Annotated in this window: 15 protein-coding genes and 1 pseudogene; 8 read left to right on the top strand and 8 right to left on the bottom strand. The window is 49.7% G+C overall.

The window, feature by feature from the left end:
* Position 1 precedes the first annotated feature (1 nt).
* Positions 2–1,027, bottom strand: a complete 1,026-nt coding sequence (locus OGY17_RS14365; protein WP_111465760.1) for a sensor domain-containing diguanylate cyclase — start codon at positions 1,025–1,027, stop codon at positions 2–4.
* Between the two features lie 186 nt (positions 1,028–1,213).
* Here OGY17_RS14365 and OGY17_RS14360 point away from each other — a divergent pair, with 186 nt between their 5' ends.
* Entirely contained in the window at positions 1,214–1,462 is a 249-nt protein-coding gene (locus OGY17_RS14360) for a putative hemolysin (protein WP_071444728.1), read from the top strand.
* Between the two features lie 7 nt (positions 1,463–1,469).
* Here the strand turns inward: OGY17_RS14360 and OGY17_RS14355 are convergent, their stop codons facing one another.
* Positions 1,470–1,817, bottom strand: coding sequence for a DUF488 domain-containing protein (locus OGY17_RS14355; protein ID WP_048235531.1), 348 nt, complete (start codon positions 1,815–1,817; stop codon positions 1,470–1,472).
* 198 nt (positions 1,818–2,015) lie between these two features.
* On the opposite strand from OGY17_RS14355, the gene OGY17_RS14350 reads away from it, so the two are divergent.
* Entirely contained in the window at positions 2,016–2,723 is a 708-nt protein-coding gene (locus OGY17_RS14350) for a CTP synthase C-terminal region-related (seleno)protein (RefSeq protein ID WP_071444727.1), read from the top strand.
* Positions 2,724–2,760: 37 nt separating this feature from the next.
* Here the strand turns inward: OGY17_RS14350 and OGY17_RS14345 are convergent, their stop codons facing one another.
* A complete protein-coding gene (locus OGY17_RS14345) occupies positions 2,761–3,948 on the bottom strand; it encodes a CynX/NimT family MFS transporter (RefSeq protein ID WP_071444726.1) in 1,188 nt (395 codons plus the stop codon).
* A 99-nt stretch (positions 3,949–4,047) separates the two neighbouring features.
* Between OGY17_RS14345 and OGY17_RS14340 the strand changes: the two are divergent.
* Positions 4,048–4,846: pseudogene (locus tag OGY17_RS14340) on the top strand (AraC family transcriptional regulator).
* Here OGY17_RS14340 and OGY17_RS14335 read toward each other — a convergent pair.
* The 3 genes from OGY17_RS14335 to dgcJ all read right to left on the bottom strand — a co-directional run bounded on the left by OGY17_RS14335 (position 4,823) and on the right by dgcJ (position 7,446).
* The gene (locus OGY17_RS14335) at positions 4,823–5,269 is read right to left on the bottom strand and encodes a DUF441 domain-containing protein (RefSeq protein WP_003832453.1); all 447 of its coding nucleotides are present in this window, start codon (positions 5,267–5,269) and stop codon (positions 4,823–4,825) included. The pseudogene OGY17_RS14340 and the gene OGY17_RS14335 overlap by 24 nt on opposite strands.
* A gap of 138 nt (positions 5,270–5,407) precedes the next feature.
* Positions 5,408–5,911 carry a YbaK/prolyl-tRNA synthetase associated domain-containing protein gene (locus tag OGY17_RS14330; RefSeq protein ID WP_057068583.1) on the bottom strand — a complete coding sequence of 168 codons (504 nt, stop codon included), beginning with the start codon at positions 5,909–5,911 and terminating at the stop codon, positions 5,408–5,410.
* A 44-nt stretch (positions 5,912–5,955) separates the two neighbouring features.
* Positions 5,956–7,446, bottom strand: a complete 1,491-nt coding sequence (gene dgcJ, locus OGY17_RS14325) for a diguanylate cyclase DgcJ (RefSeq protein WP_032943106.1) — start codon at positions 7,444–7,446, stop codon at positions 5,956–5,958.
* 164 nt (positions 7,447–7,610) lie between these two features.
* On the opposite strand from dgcJ, the gene OGY17_RS14320 reads away from it, so the two are divergent.
* Positions 7,611–8,381 carry a class I SAM-dependent methyltransferase gene (locus OGY17_RS14320; protein ID WP_125362971.1) on the top strand — a complete coding sequence of 257 codons (771 nt, stop codon included), beginning with the start codon at positions 7,611–7,613 and terminating at the stop codon, positions 8,379–8,381.
* A gap of 94 nt (positions 8,382–8,475) precedes the next feature.
* On the opposite strand, the gene OGY17_RS14315 is transcribed toward OGY17_RS14320, so the two are convergent.
* Together OGY17_RS14315 and yeaG are read right to left on the bottom strand one after the other, a co-directional pair.
* Entirely contained in the window at positions 8,476–9,759 is a 1,284-nt protein-coding gene (locus OGY17_RS14315; RefSeq protein WP_008784519.1) for a YeaH/YhbH family protein, read from the bottom strand.
* 121 nt (positions 9,760–9,880) lie between these two features.
* Positions 9,881–11,815 carry a protein kinase YeaG gene (gene yeaG, locus OGY17_RS14310; RefSeq protein WP_003030707.1) on the bottom strand — a complete coding sequence of 645 codons (1,935 nt, stop codon included), beginning with the start codon at positions 11,813–11,815 and terminating at the stop codon, positions 9,881–9,883.
* A gap of 433 nt (positions 11,816–12,248) precedes the next feature.
* On the opposite strand from yeaG, the gene OGY17_RS14305 reads away from it, so the two are divergent.
* The 4 genes from OGY17_RS14305 (at position 12,249) to OGY17_RS14290 (ending at position 15,214) form a co-directional block, all read left to right on the top strand.
* Positions 12,249–12,995, top strand: coding sequence for a MipA/OmpV family protein (locus OGY17_RS14305; RefSeq protein ID WP_032943108.1), 747 nt, complete (start codon positions 12,249–12,251; stop codon positions 12,993–12,995).
* A gap of 581 nt (positions 12,996–13,576) precedes the next feature.
* Positions 13,577–13,819: a hypothetical protein gene (locus tag OGY17_RS14300; protein ID WP_032941787.1), complete on the top strand. Its 243-nt coding sequence runs from the start codon at positions 13,577–13,579 to the stop codon at positions 13,817–13,819.
* Between the two features lie 10 nt (positions 13,820–13,829).
* Positions 13,830–14,180, top strand: a complete 351-nt coding sequence (locus OGY17_RS14295; protein ID WP_032943110.1) for a hypothetical protein — start codon at positions 13,830–13,832, stop codon at positions 14,178–14,180.
* A 179-nt stretch (positions 14,181–14,359) separates the two neighbouring features.
* On the top strand, positions 14,360–15,214 hold the full coding sequence (locus OGY17_RS14290) for an aldo/keto reductase (protein WP_057069259.1): 855 nt from the start codon (positions 14,360–14,362) through the stop codon (positions 15,212–15,214).
* Positions 15,215–15,444: the final 230 nt, after the last annotated feature.

Below are 15,444 nucleotides of genomic sequence, written 5' to 3'. Positions count from 1 at the left end.
CTTAATGTACGACAAAAGGGGTTTTATCCTGACGCTTTTTATCCTGATACATTGCGCTGTCTGCAAGATGAAGCGCACAGTTTACATCAGTCTCCAGCGGATCAATTTCCACCACACCCAGGCTGGCACCAGGATAAAACAGATGAATGTCACCCAGGTGGTAGTCACCGCAAATCTGCTGTTGCAGCTGATTTTTCACCTGCTGCAGACGCATAAGCTGATCAAGTTCATCTTCCGCTGACAGGCGAACGACTAAAAATTCGTCGCCGCCCAGTCGACCGAGAATGTCATTATCACTACATTCACGGAGCAGGCGCTGCCCAATCTGGATCAGGAACTGGTCACCAACCTCATGACCAAAACGGTCATTAATCAGTTTAAAATCATCCAAATCAATATAGGCAACGACGACCTTCTGCCGAAGATGTCGGGCAAGCGAAAATAGGGTTTCAACATTTTCAAAAATCGAGCGCCGGTTCGGTAACCCGGTCAGCGCATCGGTGTAGGAATGAGCAATCAGCGCGGCGTTAGCTTCGCGTAACTGAGCGACCAGCGACTCTTTTTGAATCGACTGGGCGATCAGACCGGCAAACAGATGTAATACTTGTTCTCCACGTTGGCTCAATGCCTGCTGCTGGCGACTGGTAGCGCAGAGCGTTCCGTAAAACGTTCCGTCGGGAAGATGAACGGGAGTGCTCAGAAAGGTGGTGATGTCCAGTGCGCGAGCGGCGGTACATTCCGGCCAGCGTGCGGGCACGTTGTCACTGTACAGACAGTTTTCCTCAATAGCGCGTTTGCACAGCGTTTCATCCCACGGCACGGATAGCCCTTCGGGGATCTGCATTTGGCGGCTATTACGCGCATACAGAATATGCTGCAGACGGGCATCCAGATCGACCTTGGTCAGGTAGGTCGATTCCATCTCAGTCACCATCTCCAGCATCTCCAGAAGTTGCCGAACCAGACTTTCAACAGACTGCTCCGTGGCTAAGGATTGTGAGACTCTGGCAAGGATCATGTCCGACATGAGATGTAAATGCTCCTGAGTAATGACTGGGCTGACGTTGCCCGCATGATAGAACATCAAGGTGAAAGATGAAACACGCCATCCAGCTCAGAATGTAAACATAAAATGGATAGCTGGCAGGAAAACATGGAGATAGATGGAAAGTCGGGGTAACCTGCCAGGATAAGGTTTTTAACAGGAGTAAATATGAAACTGGCATCTATTGTTTTGCCCGGCTTGCTGGTGCTGGCGGGGTGTACCACACAACCTGAAGCCCCTAAACCACCAAAAATTGGCATGGCGAATCCAGCATCGGTGTATTGCGAACAAAAGGGTGGTTCTCTGATTGCGGTGCAGACTCCGCAAGGTGTTAAGTCTGACTGCAAACTACCCAACGGGGAAGTAATTGATGAATGGTCACTCTGGCGTAGAGATCATCCGGCAACGGCCAAGTAATACGCGGTCAGCATTGACGTAGCCACTCAGCGAGCACCAGTGCGTGGTTTTGCTGGGTATTTTTCGCTGCATACAGTAGCGTTAAGGTTTGCTGCTGGGCAATCTCTGCGAGGCGCTTTCCTTCCTGCTGCTGTTGGGCCAGCTCTGCGCGATATTGCTCGGAAAAGTGTGAAAAATCGATCAGTTCTGCGTGGAATGCTTTGCGCAATTCAGAAGATGGCGTCAGCGTTTTATTCCATTCGTTGAAAGTAAGGTCAGTCTTTTTTATTCCGCGTGGCCACAACCGGTCGACCAACACGCGATAACCATCGCTTTTTTCTGCCGGGTCATACACGCGTTTACACTGAATCTTCATCTCTTCATCCGCTCCTTTCAGCTACCGCTCAGGTATTGCTCATCAACTTTATTACGGTTAAATAAGATCGTAAAACGTGACCATTATAGCATTTTGCCCGCCCTGACTCCCAATTTAAGGGATTGTGATACCACTAAAAAGTCGGTAGGCTGAGGCTCCTTATGCTGTCCCTTATTGTCAGGACACAAGGAAAGCTTAATGGAAATTTCCCCAATTAAAGATACGCTTCGCATTGCGCTGGTGGGCGATTACAGCCCCAATATTGTGGCGCACCAGGCTATTCCCCTTGCTATCGATGATGCTGCCGCCGTCCTGGAATTGGTGGCTGATTACGACTGGCTAACCACATCTGATATCAACAGCAGTGAGGACTTGATTGGCTATGATGCCATCTGGGTCGTTCCAGGCAGTCCATATCGCCATCTTGAAGGGGCGCTGATAGCGATACGCTACGCGCGTGAAAACAGCATCCCGTTCCTGGGGACCTGCGGCGGCTTTCAACATGCGATTCTGGAGTACGCCCGCAACGTGCTGGGCTGGAGCGATGCCGCCCACGCCGAGACGGACACCACGGGTCGGATGGTGATAGCACCATTGACCTGCTCGCTGGTAGAAAAAACGGATGATATTGAGCTGCGGGCCAATACGCTGATTGCCAAAGCCTACGGGCGGGATGTTATCACCGAGGGATATCACTGCAACTATGGCGTATCGGAGGATTTTGCCGCCGAGCTTGAAAGCGGCGATCTTCGGGTGACCGGTTGGGATGAGGCTGGTGATATTCGTGCCATTGAGCTGGTGACGCATCCATTTTATGTTGGCACGCTCTTTCAGCATGAACGCGGAGCGCTGGCGGGAAAACCCGTACCGTTAGTTCAGGCGATGCTGCGCGCCGCGCGCGGATAAAAAAACGGGCAGGTTGTTCACGAACCTGCCCTGTGCATTATGCGCTCGCGATCTCCCGATTACGCCCCGCGCACAGACCAAATACCGCCATCAGCATCGCTAACACGGCGACCCCGCCAAGAGGAATCAGCCAGCTATCGTTGAGGTCGTGAATTTTCCCCATCAGCGGTGGCCCGCAGGCGGCCAGTAAATATCCGACAGACTGTGCCATGCCGGAGAGGGCAGCAGCCTGATGCGCTGAGCTTGCGCGCAGGCCAATAAAGGTCAAGCCGAGGATCATCGTCGCGCCCGAGCCAAAGCCAAACAGAATGGTCCATAGCAATGCCTGGTCGGGCATTATGGCGAATCCCGCCGCGCCGACGGCGCACATTAATGAAACCAGAGCGGCGATGGCGCGCTGATCCTTAAATCTGTTCAGGACGAGAGGAATCAATAATCCCGGCGCGGCGGTCGCCAGCTGCAGTAAACCATGCAGCGAACCGGCCTGCGCCTCGCTGTAGCCGTGGCTGATCAAAATGGCGGGCAGCCAGCCGATGATGACGTAGTAGATAAGCGAATTGATCCCCAGAAACAGCGTCACCTGCCAGGCGAGGCTGGAGCGCCAGATCGCACGGGAATGCAGAGCGCGCGAGTTGCTCAAGCTGGCATTGGCCGTCTGGCGGCATTGGGGTAACCAGATAATCAGTGCCAGCAGCGGAAAGGCCATCAGTACCATCAGCGCACCGCGCCAGCCAAACCCGTTCAACGCCAGCGGTACCACAATGGCGGAACCCAGTGCCGCTGCTGCGCCCATGGTCAGCGAGTATGCGCCAGTGAGTTTCGCCACATGCTGAGCAAAATCACGCTTAATCAGTCCGGGTAAAAGCACATTTCCCAAGGCGATTCCGCAACCAATGATAGCGGTGCCGCTAAACAGGAACCCTGGTGAGGGCAGCGAACGTATCGCAATACCCACGCAAATCAGTAGCATAGCAACAAACAGGCTGCGTTCGATACCCCAACGGCGCGCAACGGCGGCAGCCAGAGGTGAAACCAGTGCGAAAGCCAGCAGTGGCAGGGTGGTCAGAAGCCCCGTCTGGGCGGTGCTCAGACCGTAGTCGGCGCGAATTGCATCCAGCAACGGGGCTGCACCGGTAAAGGTGACGCGCAATGTGGTGGCAATCATCAGGATCCCCGCGATCAGCAACGCTGCGTTCTTGCCACGGGAGGAAGGAGTATTTGTCATTTTTTTCTCATATCGTCAGGCGAGGCGATACCTTAGCGTTTTTACTCAATGGATGAATCAAGCTAAAATGACAGTTTATCGCTTAAATCGGACATTTTTATGTTAGGACTGAGGCTGGATGGATACGAACCCGATCTTCACCACGATGCGGCGGTGGCGTTTTGTATTCAGGCCCGGGAAGATGAACTTTTCAGTCCGCTACATCAGCACCGTAAAGGCCAGTTGATTCTGGCGCTGCATGGCGCGATCACCTGTGAGGTTGAGAATGCTATGTGGATGGTGCCCCCGCAATATGCGGTGTGGATCCCCGGTGAAATTCCACACAGCAACCACGTTACCGTTGGCGCACAATTGTGCTTTTTGTTTATTGAGCCGCAGGCCGTTGTGATGCCCGATCGTTGCTGCACGCTGAAAATTGCTCCGTTGTGCCGGGAGCTTATTCTGGCGCTGGCATCCAAAACGGATGCCCAACGGCTGGAGCCGGCAACCCAGCGGCTGATGCAAGTGCTGTTTGATGAACTGCCGCAGCAACCCCAGGAGCAAATGCAGTTACCGGTTTCCGATCACCCGAAAATTCGCAGAATGGTCGCAACGATGGCGAGAGAGCCTGCACAATGGCAGACGTTGGGGCAATGGGCCAGCGTATTTGCGATGAGTGAACGTAACCTTGCTCGCCTGGTCGTCAAAGAAACGGGGCTGAGTTTTCGCCGCTGGCGTCACCAGCTCCAGCTGATTCTGGCGCTGCAGGCGTTAATTGATGGTCGCAATGTACAACAGGTCGCGCAAATGCTCGGGTACGATTCGACCACGGCATTTATCACTATGTTCAAAAAAGGCCTGGGACAGACACCAGGCCGTTACCTGAACGGGCTGGCTACTGCTTCCCAACAATCAATGAGACCAGACCTGCCGCAATAAGCGGCCCCACTGGCACACCGCGAAACAGCGCCACGCCCAGTACCGTGCCCACCAGTAAACCAGCAACAAGCTGAGGCTGGCTGCCCATTAGCGTAACGCCGCGTCCGCCAAGCCAGGAGACAAATACCCCAACGGCAATAGCAACCAGTGATTTCCAGTTCACAAAGGAGTGGATGAGCGTGGAGGGCGGTAGCGTTCCGCTGGCGATCGGCGCCATGACGCCAATGGTCAGAATTATAATCCCGACGGTCAGGCCCTGTTTTTCAATCCAGGGAAAGAAGGTATTCAGAGGGGTAACACGGACAATAATCAGCACCAGAATTGAAACAGCGACAGTGGTGTTGTGGCTGACAAAGCCCAGAGCTGCCAGTCCGAGCAGGATCAGCAGAGTGACATCAAACATCGTAGTTTCCTTGCCAAAAGAAAAAATAAGCCTGCTTACTGTACGCGTAAATGCGTGACCGAACAGGCTTTTTTTAATGATTATAATTTTTTTTGGGCTAACGCACGAAGCGATGTTTTTTACTGCTAACTTGTGCAGTTATTGTTCTCTGCGGAACGGGATTAATTCCGGTTGCGCGATGCGCAGGTAATCTGCGGTATCCATGATCACGGATTTTTCCAGCATTCCGGCATTGAACGCAATTTCATTAAAACGCTCAAACAACAGCGGGTCGGCGACCAGCTTGAGGTTCGGATGAAAACTGAACGGTGGGATAGCACCAAATACGCAGCCTGTTAGTTCATCTACCTCCGCCGGGCTGGCAAGTGACGCTCTCAACCCGCCAATATGGCTGGCTAACAGGCTCAGGTCGGCCTGCTGATCGGCAGAGAGGATCGCCAGAACATGCTGATTGACGCCGTTGCCTTTTACTTTGCAGACCAGCGCTTTTGCACCCTGACCCAGTGCGGTACCGCGAATTTCAGAGACAGCTTCACATTTGCCTACGGCTTCATGGCTGACTATGCGGTAGGTCGCACCGTGTTCTGACAACAGGGAGATTAAACGCTGGTGCGTTGCGTTACCTTTGTTTACTTCCGTCATGACTTACTCCTGGTACAACAATGAAAATCCTGTCAGAAAAATAATTACGCATCGGTGCGTTTTTTCTGTTTGTTCAGGTAGAGCTGTGCATCAGATGCTTTGTAGGCATCATCAATGGTGTCGTTTGGCTGCATATTATAAATCCCGACAGAGAAGCTGATTGATCTATCTTGCGCAATAATTTGTAAGTTATAACGAATCCTCTCCAGCAGGCGGGGCGTTAATTCACTGGGGTGATCGATGAGGATAATGCAAAACTCATCGCCGCCGAGGCGGATGGCATAGTCGCTTTTGCGAATGGACGTTTGAATAGCTTTGGCCAAAATGGTGATAATGCGATCGCCTTCCTTATGCCCCAACGTATCATTAATAACTTTTAGTTTGTCGCAATCAATGGCGATAAAGGTCACGAGCGTTCCCGTGTTCACCAACTGTTGCAAACGCTGCTCAAGCGCTGGCGTTAAAATTTTACGGTTGTAGAGCCCTGTCATCGCATCACTGACATTTTCCCTTGTGACGTTGTGATACAAACGAAAATGCGTTCTGACCATATTCAACAGCAATATCGTTGCCAGTAGATAGAAGGCGAATATCTTCCAGGACGAGACAATAAAGTACATAACATCAAGTGAGAGGGTGATACGTATACCGCCAGGTATGTCCTTCTCATAGTGAACATAGCGGAACAGATCGGTTTCACTTTTATGAACGAGGATCTCTTTACCTGAACTGGTGTCAGAGACCGTTACGTTAAGATAACGCCAGACGAGAGGGCGGTCGCTGGTATAGAAAATATTCTGTAAATTCTCTTTATTAATATCCACCATCACCACGCCTTTTAGCTTACTGGCATAGTAGACCGGTGTTAAAAAGCTCATCACCTTTTTCTCGGTCAGGTTATCTTCATAAATACTGGAGATCACCGTGCGGCCAGTAAAAATACCGTCAATATCATTCTGGTCGATTCCCAACGTACCTTTTTGCAAAAACGACCAGTTGTGTATCGCAAATTTCCGCGAGTCGATCACATCATAGAAATAAACGTAGTTATTTTTGAGATCGACGTAATATCGAAATTTATACTCCAGCGTCCCTAATCCCTGACCGTAATCTTTCTGCTGGCGATTAACATTGACCGCCCGATCAAAAGAGGGCAGCAGAAAAATGTCATCAAGCTGTTCGCTACATTTTGTTGAGGTTGTCTGCAACGTACCGTGTAATGGCAGATAGTTGCGCTTAGTGAGATTGAGCCCATGAGTGCCGTTAACGCTGTCGAAAGCGTTGCAAAGTACTTTTTGCTGTTCGAGAGAAGCAGGTCCCTGAGGGGATGAAAATGTGCGCATCAGATGGGCTGCGATGCTCTGATTTGTGTACTTATCATAGAGAAACGAGGAGTCGGCTTTCTCATTGATATAGCGCATGTACGCATTCATTGCTTTATCGCTGGCAATGAGCTCATAAACCAAAAAAGAAGACGTCAAAACAATTACGCTGACGGAGATAAAGATCCTGAGCGCTTTATGATGCAATTTCATAATGATTTACAGCCCTGTAAGTCTGATACTTCAGTCTATCACACGGCATACATCCGCTCTAACGCTACGGGAAAGGACATTTTGAAATAAAAATCATTCGCGTACTTCACCTTTAACTCTTAATGTTGTATTTATAATGCAACTTACAGAAAGGAGACAGGCCAATGAGCGCGACTGAAAAAGCGGGTCATACATTTTTAGCCAGCCTGGGCAAAACCCGTCTGCGTCCGGGCGGCGTTGAAGCAACAGAATGGTTGTTTAGCCAGTCACAGCTGACGCCCGGCAGCCAGGTACTTGAAGTGGCGTGCAACATGGCCACGACGGCGATAGAGTTAGTTCAACGCTATGGCTGTACCGTATACGCCATTGATATGGATAAAACCGCACTGTCAAATGCAAGGAATAACGTAGCGGCAAATGGTCTGGAAAATCATATTCATGTGATGGCTGCTAACGCCAACACTCTTCCTTTTGCGGATAACAGTTTCGATGTTGTGATTAACGAAGCCATGCTGACAATGTATGCCGATAAAGCGAAGGCGAAGTTAATTGCCGAATATTATCGCGTGTTGAAGCCCGGTGGGCGTCTGCTCACCCACGACATTATGTTCACCGCCCAGAAACTGGGCGCGGGCGATCAGGGCCAGCTTGTCGATGTGGTGAAATCAAACGTTAGCCCAATGACCAGACAAGGCTGGCGTGATTTGTTTCTTAACTGCGGGTTCGAACAGGTCCTGCAGCAGAATGGCAACATGTCGCTGATGTCGCCGCGCGGATTAGTTCGTGATGAAGGGCTTACGGGGGCGGTAAAAATTGTGTTTAACGGCTTACGCACGAGCGAAAATCGTCGTCGTTTCCTGAAAATGTTTCGCTTCTTCCGTTTGCAACGTCATCAACTCAATTACATTGCTTGCTGCTCTGTAAAGGGAAAATAAAAAGGATAAACGGATGAATATTGATAAGATGAAAAATCAGCACCCGTAAAAAATCAGCCAGAGAAGATAACCTCTGGCTGATTTGTTTAGGTGGTTAACTATTGCTGGTCGTACTTTGTTTATGAAACAGTTCGCGGAATACCGGGTAAATATCATCCTGGTCGCGGATATGCTGCATCGCAAAGTTATCAAAGGTTGATTGCAGATGTTCGTATTCACGCCACAAGGTTTGGTGAGCGCGGCGAGTGATTTCGATATAGCTGTAATAGCGGACCACTGGCAGCAGTTTTTTCGCCAAAATCTCATGACACAGCGGTGAATCATCAGCCCAGTTATCACCGTCCGATGCCTGTGCAGCATAGATGTTCCACTGGGCAGGGTTGTAGCGTTCTTTCACCACTTCATCCATTAACTTCAGCGCACTGGAGACAATGGTTCCCCCGGTTTCCTGAGAGTAGAAGAACTCGTGCTCATCCACTTCTTTCGCCTGGGTATGGTGGCGAATATAAACCACCTCCACGTTCTTATAGGTCCGGCTTAAGAACAAATACAGCAGGATATAAAAACGTTTAGCCATATCTTTGGTCGACTGATCCATTGAACCAGAGACGTCCATCAGGCAGAACATCACCGCCTGGCTGGAAGGGTCGGGGCGTTTTTCATAATTCTTGTAGCGTAAATCAAAGGTGTCGATAAATGGCACGCGTTCGATTTTTGCCCGTAGTTCGGCAATCTCTTTGCGTAACCGTTCCTCTTCCAGCAACTGTGCTGGTTCGCTTTTCGCGATGGTTTCCAGATCCGCTTCGAGAGCATGCAGTTCGCGACGCTTACCCGCTGTCATCGCCGTGCGGCGCGCCAGTGAGTTTTGCAGGGATCGCACCACGCTGATGTTGGCAGGCACACCGTTAGAGGTAAAACCTGCCCGGTGCGTTTTGTACTCCGTTAGCTGACGCTGCTGATTCTGCTTCAGGTTAGGAAGTGCTAAATCTTCGAACAACAGATCGAGATATTCATCTTTAGAGATCTGAAAGACGAACTCATCCTGACCCTCACCATCCTGGCTGGCCTGGCCTTGTCCGCTTCCTGAACCGCCACCGCCGCCCTGTGGGCGTTCAATGCGGTCATTCTGCACAAAATGGTCGTTACCCGGATGCACGCGATGGCGCAGGCCACCACGTCCCTGATGAAACATTGGTTCGCTAATATCATCAGTCGGAATAGAGACAGATTCGCCGCTATCCACATCAGTCACCGAACGCTTGTTAATGGCCTCGGAGATCGACTGTTTAATTTGCGATTTATAACGGCGTAAGAAGCGCTGGCGGTTTACCGTGCTCTTGTTTTTGCCGTTAAGACGCCGGTCAATAAACCAGGTCATAAGCCCCCCGTACTGCCAACTGTTCGCTATGCCTGTAAGTGCCGGATGGCGCTGGCGCTATCCGGCCTACGGAACATTGTTTTGCAAGCCCGGTAAGCGCATGCGCCACCGGGCACTTATGTTAAGACGATTTACGTACGCGCAAATACCATTCGCACAGTAAACGCACCTGTTTACGCGTGTAGCCTTTTTCCATCATACGGTCGACAAAATCGTCGTGTTTTTTCTGCTCGTCAGTCGAGGTTTTAGCATTGAACGAAATGACCGGCAGCAGCTCCTCGGTATTGGAGAACATTTTCTTCTCAATAACCGTGCGCAGTTTTTCGTAACTGGTCCAGTTTGGATTGCGGCCGCTGTTATTCGCTCTGGCACGCAGAACAAAGTTGACGATCTCGTTACGAAAATCTTTCGGGTTACTGATACCCGCCGGCTTCTCAATTTTCTCCAGTTCTGAGTTCAGTGACTCGCGGTCAAACAGCTGACCGGTATCCGGGTCGCGATACTCCTGATCCTGAATCCAGAAATCCGCATAAGTGACATAACGGTCGAAAATGTTCTGTCCGTACTCGGAATAGGATTCGAGATAAGCCGTCTGGATCTCTTTGCCGATGAATTCAGCATATTTCGGGATCAAATAGCCTTTCAGGAACTCAAGATAACGCTCAGCTTGCTCCTGCGGGAACTGTTCACGTTCGATTTGCTGCTCCAGTACGTAAAACAGATGTACCGGGTTAGCTGCCACTTCGGCATGGTCAAAGTTAAAGACGCGAGAGAGGATCTTAAACGCGAAACGCGTGGAAAGACCGTTCATTCCCTCATCAACCCCGGCGTAATCCCGATACTCCTGATAGGATTTCGCTTTCGGGTCGGTATCTTTCAGGCTTTCGCCATCGTAAACGCGCATCTTCGAGTAAATGCTCGAGTTCTCAGGTTCTTTCAGGCGAGAAAGAATGGTAAAGCGAGAGAGCGTTTCCAGTGTGCCCGGTGCGCAAGGCGCATGGGTCAGCTCACTGTGGTTAAGCAGTTTTTCGTAAATTTTGATCTCTTCAGAGATACGCAGGCAATAAGGCACTTTGACGATGTAAACACGGTCAAGGAACGCCTCATTGTTTTTGTTATTACGGAACGTTACCCATTCGGACTCGTTCGAGTGGGCAAGAATAATCCCGTTAAACGGCAGGGCAGAGATACCTTCTGTCCCGTTGTAGTTTCCTTCCTGGGTGGCGGTCAGCAGAGGATGCAGCACTTTAATCGGTGCTTTAAACATCTCAACGAATTCCATAATCCCCTGGTTTGAACGACACAGTGCACCCGAATAACCGTAGGCATCAGGATCGTTCTGGGCGTGGTGTTCGAGTTTACGAATATCCACTTTCCCGACCAACGCAGAAATATCCTGGTTGTTTTCATCACCAGGCTCCGTTTTGGCGATTGCGATCTGCTCCAGAATAGACGGCCAGACTTTGACGACGCGGAATTTTGTAATGTCCCCGCCAAAATCGTGCAGACGTTTCGCAGCCCAGGGCGACATGATCGTACCGAGATAGCGACGCGGGATCCCATACTCTTTTTCCAGGATCTGCGCGTCTTCCTGCGGATTAAACAGGCATAACGGATGATCGTTGACCGGGCTACGTTCGCCATTAGCACTCAGGACATAAATTGGTACTCTCTGCATCAGCGACTTCAGCCGCTCAGCAAGAGATGATTTCCCCCCTCCCACAGGCCCCAGCAGATACAGAATCTGCTTCTTCTCTTCCAGACCCTGAGCCGCATGTTTCAAATAAGAAACAATTTGCTCAATGGCGTCTTCCATGCCGTAAAACTCTTCAAAGGCGGGATAGCGTGCAATTACCCGATTCGAAAAGAGTCGAGAAAGTCGAGGTTCGTGGGCAGTGTCGACCATGACAGGCTCACCAATAGCCATTAATAGCCGCTCTGCCGCGTTGGCATAAGCACTGCGATCTTGCCGACAAGTGGTAAGAAACTCCTGCAGCGTGAACTCTTCGTCCTTGGCAGCTTCATAACGCTGGCGATAGTGATCGAATATATTCATGGTATGCCGTCCTTTCGTTTTTTAGCACATGTTAAGAGCCGTTCATATGAATAGTAGAGGCCCCTGAAGAGGTAAACTGAACGACGTCGTTGCTGAAGAAATAAGCAACTCTCATGCCATTTTAGTGGTCAGGAGATCAACGTATTCGGTGATACACCTTCTAAAATTAAGCGTAGATGGCATTTGCAAAACTTGCCTGTGTGCGCAAATGAATTTCAATGGCATATCAATAACTCATCAGCAAAAAAAGCACATCTTATGTAAAGAATTGGAGCGGGATTCATGCGGTGTTCACCGTCCTGCAAGCAAAATGTCATCACTCGCTGAGAAATTAGGGGGTTACATTCTGGGGCGAATACGTAAAATAGTTGGGCTGAAGCGTATTGGCGGTTACACTTTGACCGCTACACATTTGAATAAGGAATTATGGATTGTGACCAAACTCAAACTTCTGGCACTTGGCGTCCTTGCCGCAACCGCAGTTAGCACCGCACAGGCGGAAAGTCAGTGGACTGTTGGCGCGGGTGTCGGCGTGATTAACAGCCCGTACAAACAGTATGACCGCGATGTTTACCCTGTTCCGGTTGTCACCTATGAAGGCGATAATGTCTGGTTCCACGGCTTGGGTGGCGGTTACTATTTGTGGAATGATACGACAGATAAGCTTTCCATCATGGCGTACTATGATCCGACGCATTTCAAGCCAGGTGATAGCGATAGCCATGCTTTGCGCCAACTCGACAAGCGTAAAAGCAGCATGATGGCTGGCCTTTCGTATGTACATAACACCCAGTATGGTTTCCTGCGTACTGCACTGGCGGGTGATACTCTGGATAACAGCAACGGCTTTATCTGGGATCTGGCCTGGCTCTACCGTTACACTAATGGTGGGCTGACTCTGACGCCGGGTATCGGTGTGCAGTACAGCAGCGAAAACTACAACGACTATTATTATGGCGTGTCCAATCACGAGTCTCGCCGCAGTGGTCTGAAAAGCTACAACGCTGACGATGGATGGGATCCGTACCTGGAGTTGACCGCGAGCTATAACTTCATTGGAAACTGGAACGTATACGGAACTGGCCGTTATGTGCGCTTGAGTGATGAAGTGAAGGACAGTCCGATGGTCGATAAGTCCTGGTCTGGCATCTTCTCGGTGGGTGTAACTTACAAGTTCTGATGCTACTGCGCGTCAAGCACTAGCCCGCATCAGTGCGGGCTTTTTTGTGCGTGACGGAGATGAATATTGATCTAAAACATGAGATTTGATTTTTTGTGCTGTTTTGGCATTCTGTCAGGCGACAACGAATTTTTAACGTATTATTTCTGTCGCTGTTACTAAAAATAAACCTGCTATTTTATTAGCCTGTTATCTATTCATTTTTGAATGAAATATAGTCGTGAAGGTTTAGCAAGTCATTGTCATGAGGTAATGGTTTGTAGCTATACAATGCGTTGATAATACTAGGGTTTATGATCGAGGTAAGCGTTATTTTCTTATTGTTAAGCACAATGAAAATTATTGATAACTCTTTTAGCATGTTTATCTCATGGCGAAAGTTAACTTTCATGTGAAAAAAACAAAAATTAATCGATTGATTTTAATTTTACATCTTTAGGTATTTATCTGAAAAAAATTAAATTGACATTAAATATTCCATTGCAGATATTAATTAAACTTTAAAGTATCGACAGCAACTCTTCATAGCATTAAATATAATGCGCCATGTGGATTTTTTGAGAATAAACCTGGTATATATAATGAAAAAGTTAATCATGATAGCTGTGATGGGCGGGATTCTGGCTGGTTGTTCCTCCGAGGCTTCACGCATGAATGCTTGCGAAAGCAAGGGTGTGAGCCGTGATGCCTGTTATGTTGCGGAGCAAAACCGTCAGGCGACAATCAATGCTGCCGCTGAAAAACAGGCTATGGAAAATGCGCAAAACTTGTATGGCACAAATGATACAAATTCCAGTCACCACCACAAACACGATAAATATTAAGGTTTAACTAATGAAGAAATTAATTATTATCGCTGCTCTGGTGGCTTCCTCTGCTGCGCCTGCGTATGCCATCAGTGAGGCTTATCGTCAACAGTTACAGCATGAACATAAAACCATGGTCAGTGACACGAATGCCCCGGTACACGCCAGTAAAATCACGCCCGTGCATGTGAATAAACTTGGAGTGGACTTTAAACGTGGTGCTGATGGCATTGCTTATATTAATGGCAAACCTGCGGCAAATGATGAGAATAGTGCTGAAGCTCAGTCTTATAGCGCAGGTTTGATTTCCGTCATCGTCTATAAAAACGGAAAAATCAACGCTATGAAAGAGGGAAAATATTTGGGTCGGTTGAAATAACCACTTCGTAGATAAGATTTTGTATTTTTTCGGCCCGGGAACATTTGCTGTTCCCGGGCTTTTTATTTCGCTCGCCTTAACGATCGGTTTCCAATCCATAATGGTGCAATTTGTGCACCCTAACAGGACACATGCACGTTGTTTTGCTTTACTGTGGTGCATTAACACAGGAGGGTGCGATGACAGCGAAACAGGTGACGTTTACAAACCAGGTATCGCTTCCTGCTATTGGGCAGGGAACATGGTACATGGGCGAGGATCCATGCCGACGCCGGGATGAAGTGTCTGCGCTGCAGGCCGGACTGGATCTCGGCCTGCGATTGATTGATACCGCAGAAATGTACGCTGATGGTGCAGCGGAAGAGGTGGTGGGTGAAGCATTAACGGGACGGCGTGATAGCGCTTTTTTAGTCTCGAAAGTTTACCCATGGAATGCCGGTGGACAGAAAGCCATTGCCGCCTGCGAAGCGAGCCTGCGTCGACTGAAAACTGATTATCTGGATCTCTATTTGCTGCACTGGATGGGCGATTTTTCATTTGCAGAGACCATCGATGCCATGGAAACACTGATTGCGCAGGGGAAAATCCGCCGTTGGGGCGTCTCAAATCTCGATTATGATGATATGCAGGCGTTATGGCAGGTACCCGGTGGACGAGAGTGTGCCACTAATCAGGTGCTTTATCATTTAGCCTCGCGCGGTATTGAATATGATTTACTGCCGTGGTGCCAGCAGCAGCAGATGCCGGTCATGGCATACAGTCCGCTGGCTCAGGCGGGACGACTGCGTGGAGATTTGCTTTCTAACTCTGTGGTGAATGACATCGCGCGTGCGCACAATGTTAGCGCTGCGCAGATTTTGCTGGCATGGGTGATTCGTCAGTCGGGTGTAATAGCCATCCCGAAAGCCGCAAGCGTAGCGCATGTCGAACAAAATGCCGCCGCGCTGGGGATAATGCTCTCTGTAGATGAGTTGAAGCAGTTAGATAAGGCGTATCCGGCGCCAAACGGTAAAACCGCGCTGGATATGGCCTGATTTGCCAAATGCCGATGTTCCCACAGCTTATGAGGCCTAAGGCTGTATGTAGTTTGTAGGCCGGATAAGGCGTTAGCCGCATCCGGCATGGGGACGTGTAACTGCCTGATGCGCTGTGCTTATCAGGCCTACGGCTGCATGTAGTGTGTAGGCCGGATAAGGCGTTAGCCGCATCCGGCATGGTGCGTGGAACTGCCTGAGGGCGCTGTGCTTATCAGACCTGCGGCTGC

Source organism: Citrobacter sp. Cpo126 (assembly GCF_030332445.1).
Lineage (GTDB): Bacteria > Pseudomonadota > Gammaproteobacteria > Enterobacterales > Enterobacteriaceae > Citrobacter > Citrobacter portucalensis.
Note: the sequence above shows the minus strand (reverse complement) of the source record. Positions and strands in the feature narration are given on the sequence as shown.

Excerpts from the sequence above, each read along its gene's own strand:
- OGY17_RS14365 (WP_111465760.1), bottom strand. The coding sequence starts at position 1,027 with ATGTCGGACATGATCCTTGCCAGAGTCTCACAATCCTTAGCCACGGAG.
- OGY17_RS14360 (WP_071444728.1), top strand. The coding sequence starts at position 1,214 with ATGAAACTGGCATCTATTGTTTTGCCCGGCTTGCTGGTGCTGGCGGGG.
- OGY17_RS14355 (WP_048235531.1), bottom strand. The coding sequence starts at position 1,817 with ATGAAGATTCAGTGTAAACGCGTGTATGACCCGGCAGAAAAAAGCGAT.
- OGY17_RS14350 (WP_071444727.1), top strand. The coding sequence starts at position 2,016 with ATGGAAATTTCCCCAATTAAAGATACGCTTCGCATTGCGCTGGTGGGC.
- OGY17_RS14345 (WP_071444726.1), bottom strand. The coding sequence starts at position 3,948 with ATGACAAATACTCCTTCCTCCCGTGGCAAGAACGCAGCGTTGCTGATC.
- OGY17_RS14335 (WP_003832453.1), bottom strand. The coding sequence starts at position 5,269 with ATGTTTGATGTCACTCTGCTGATCCTGCTCGGACTGGCAGCTCTGGGC.
- OGY17_RS14330 (WP_057068583.1), bottom strand. The coding sequence starts at position 5,911 with ATGACGGAAGTAAACAAAGGTAACGCAACGCACCAGCGTTTAATCTCC.
- dgcJ (WP_032943106.1), bottom strand. The coding sequence starts at position 7,446 with ATGAAATTGCATCATAAAGCGCTCAGGATCTTTATCTCCGTCAGCGTA.
- OGY17_RS14320 (WP_125362971.1), top strand. The coding sequence starts at position 7,611 with ATGAGCGCGACTGAAAAAGCGGGTCATACATTTTTAGCCAGCCTGGGC.
- OGY17_RS14315 (WP_008784519.1), bottom strand. The coding sequence starts at position 9,759 with ATGACCTGGTTTATTGACCGGCGTCTTAACGGCAAAAACAAGAGCACG.
- yeaG (WP_003030707.1), bottom strand. The coding sequence starts at position 11,815 with ATGAATATATTCGATCACTATCGCCAGCGTTATGAAGCTGCCAAGGAC.
- OGY17_RS14300 (WP_032941787.1), top strand. The coding sequence starts at position 13,577 with ATGAAAAAGTTAATCATGATAGCTGTGATGGGCGGGATTCTGGCTGGT.
- OGY17_RS14295 (WP_032943110.1), top strand. The coding sequence starts at position 13,830 with ATGAAGAAATTAATTATTATCGCTGCTCTGGTGGCTTCCTCTGCTGCG.
- OGY17_RS14290 (WP_057069259.1), top strand. The coding sequence starts at position 14,360 with ATGACAGCGAAACAGGTGACGTTTACAAACCAGGTATCGCTTCCTGCT.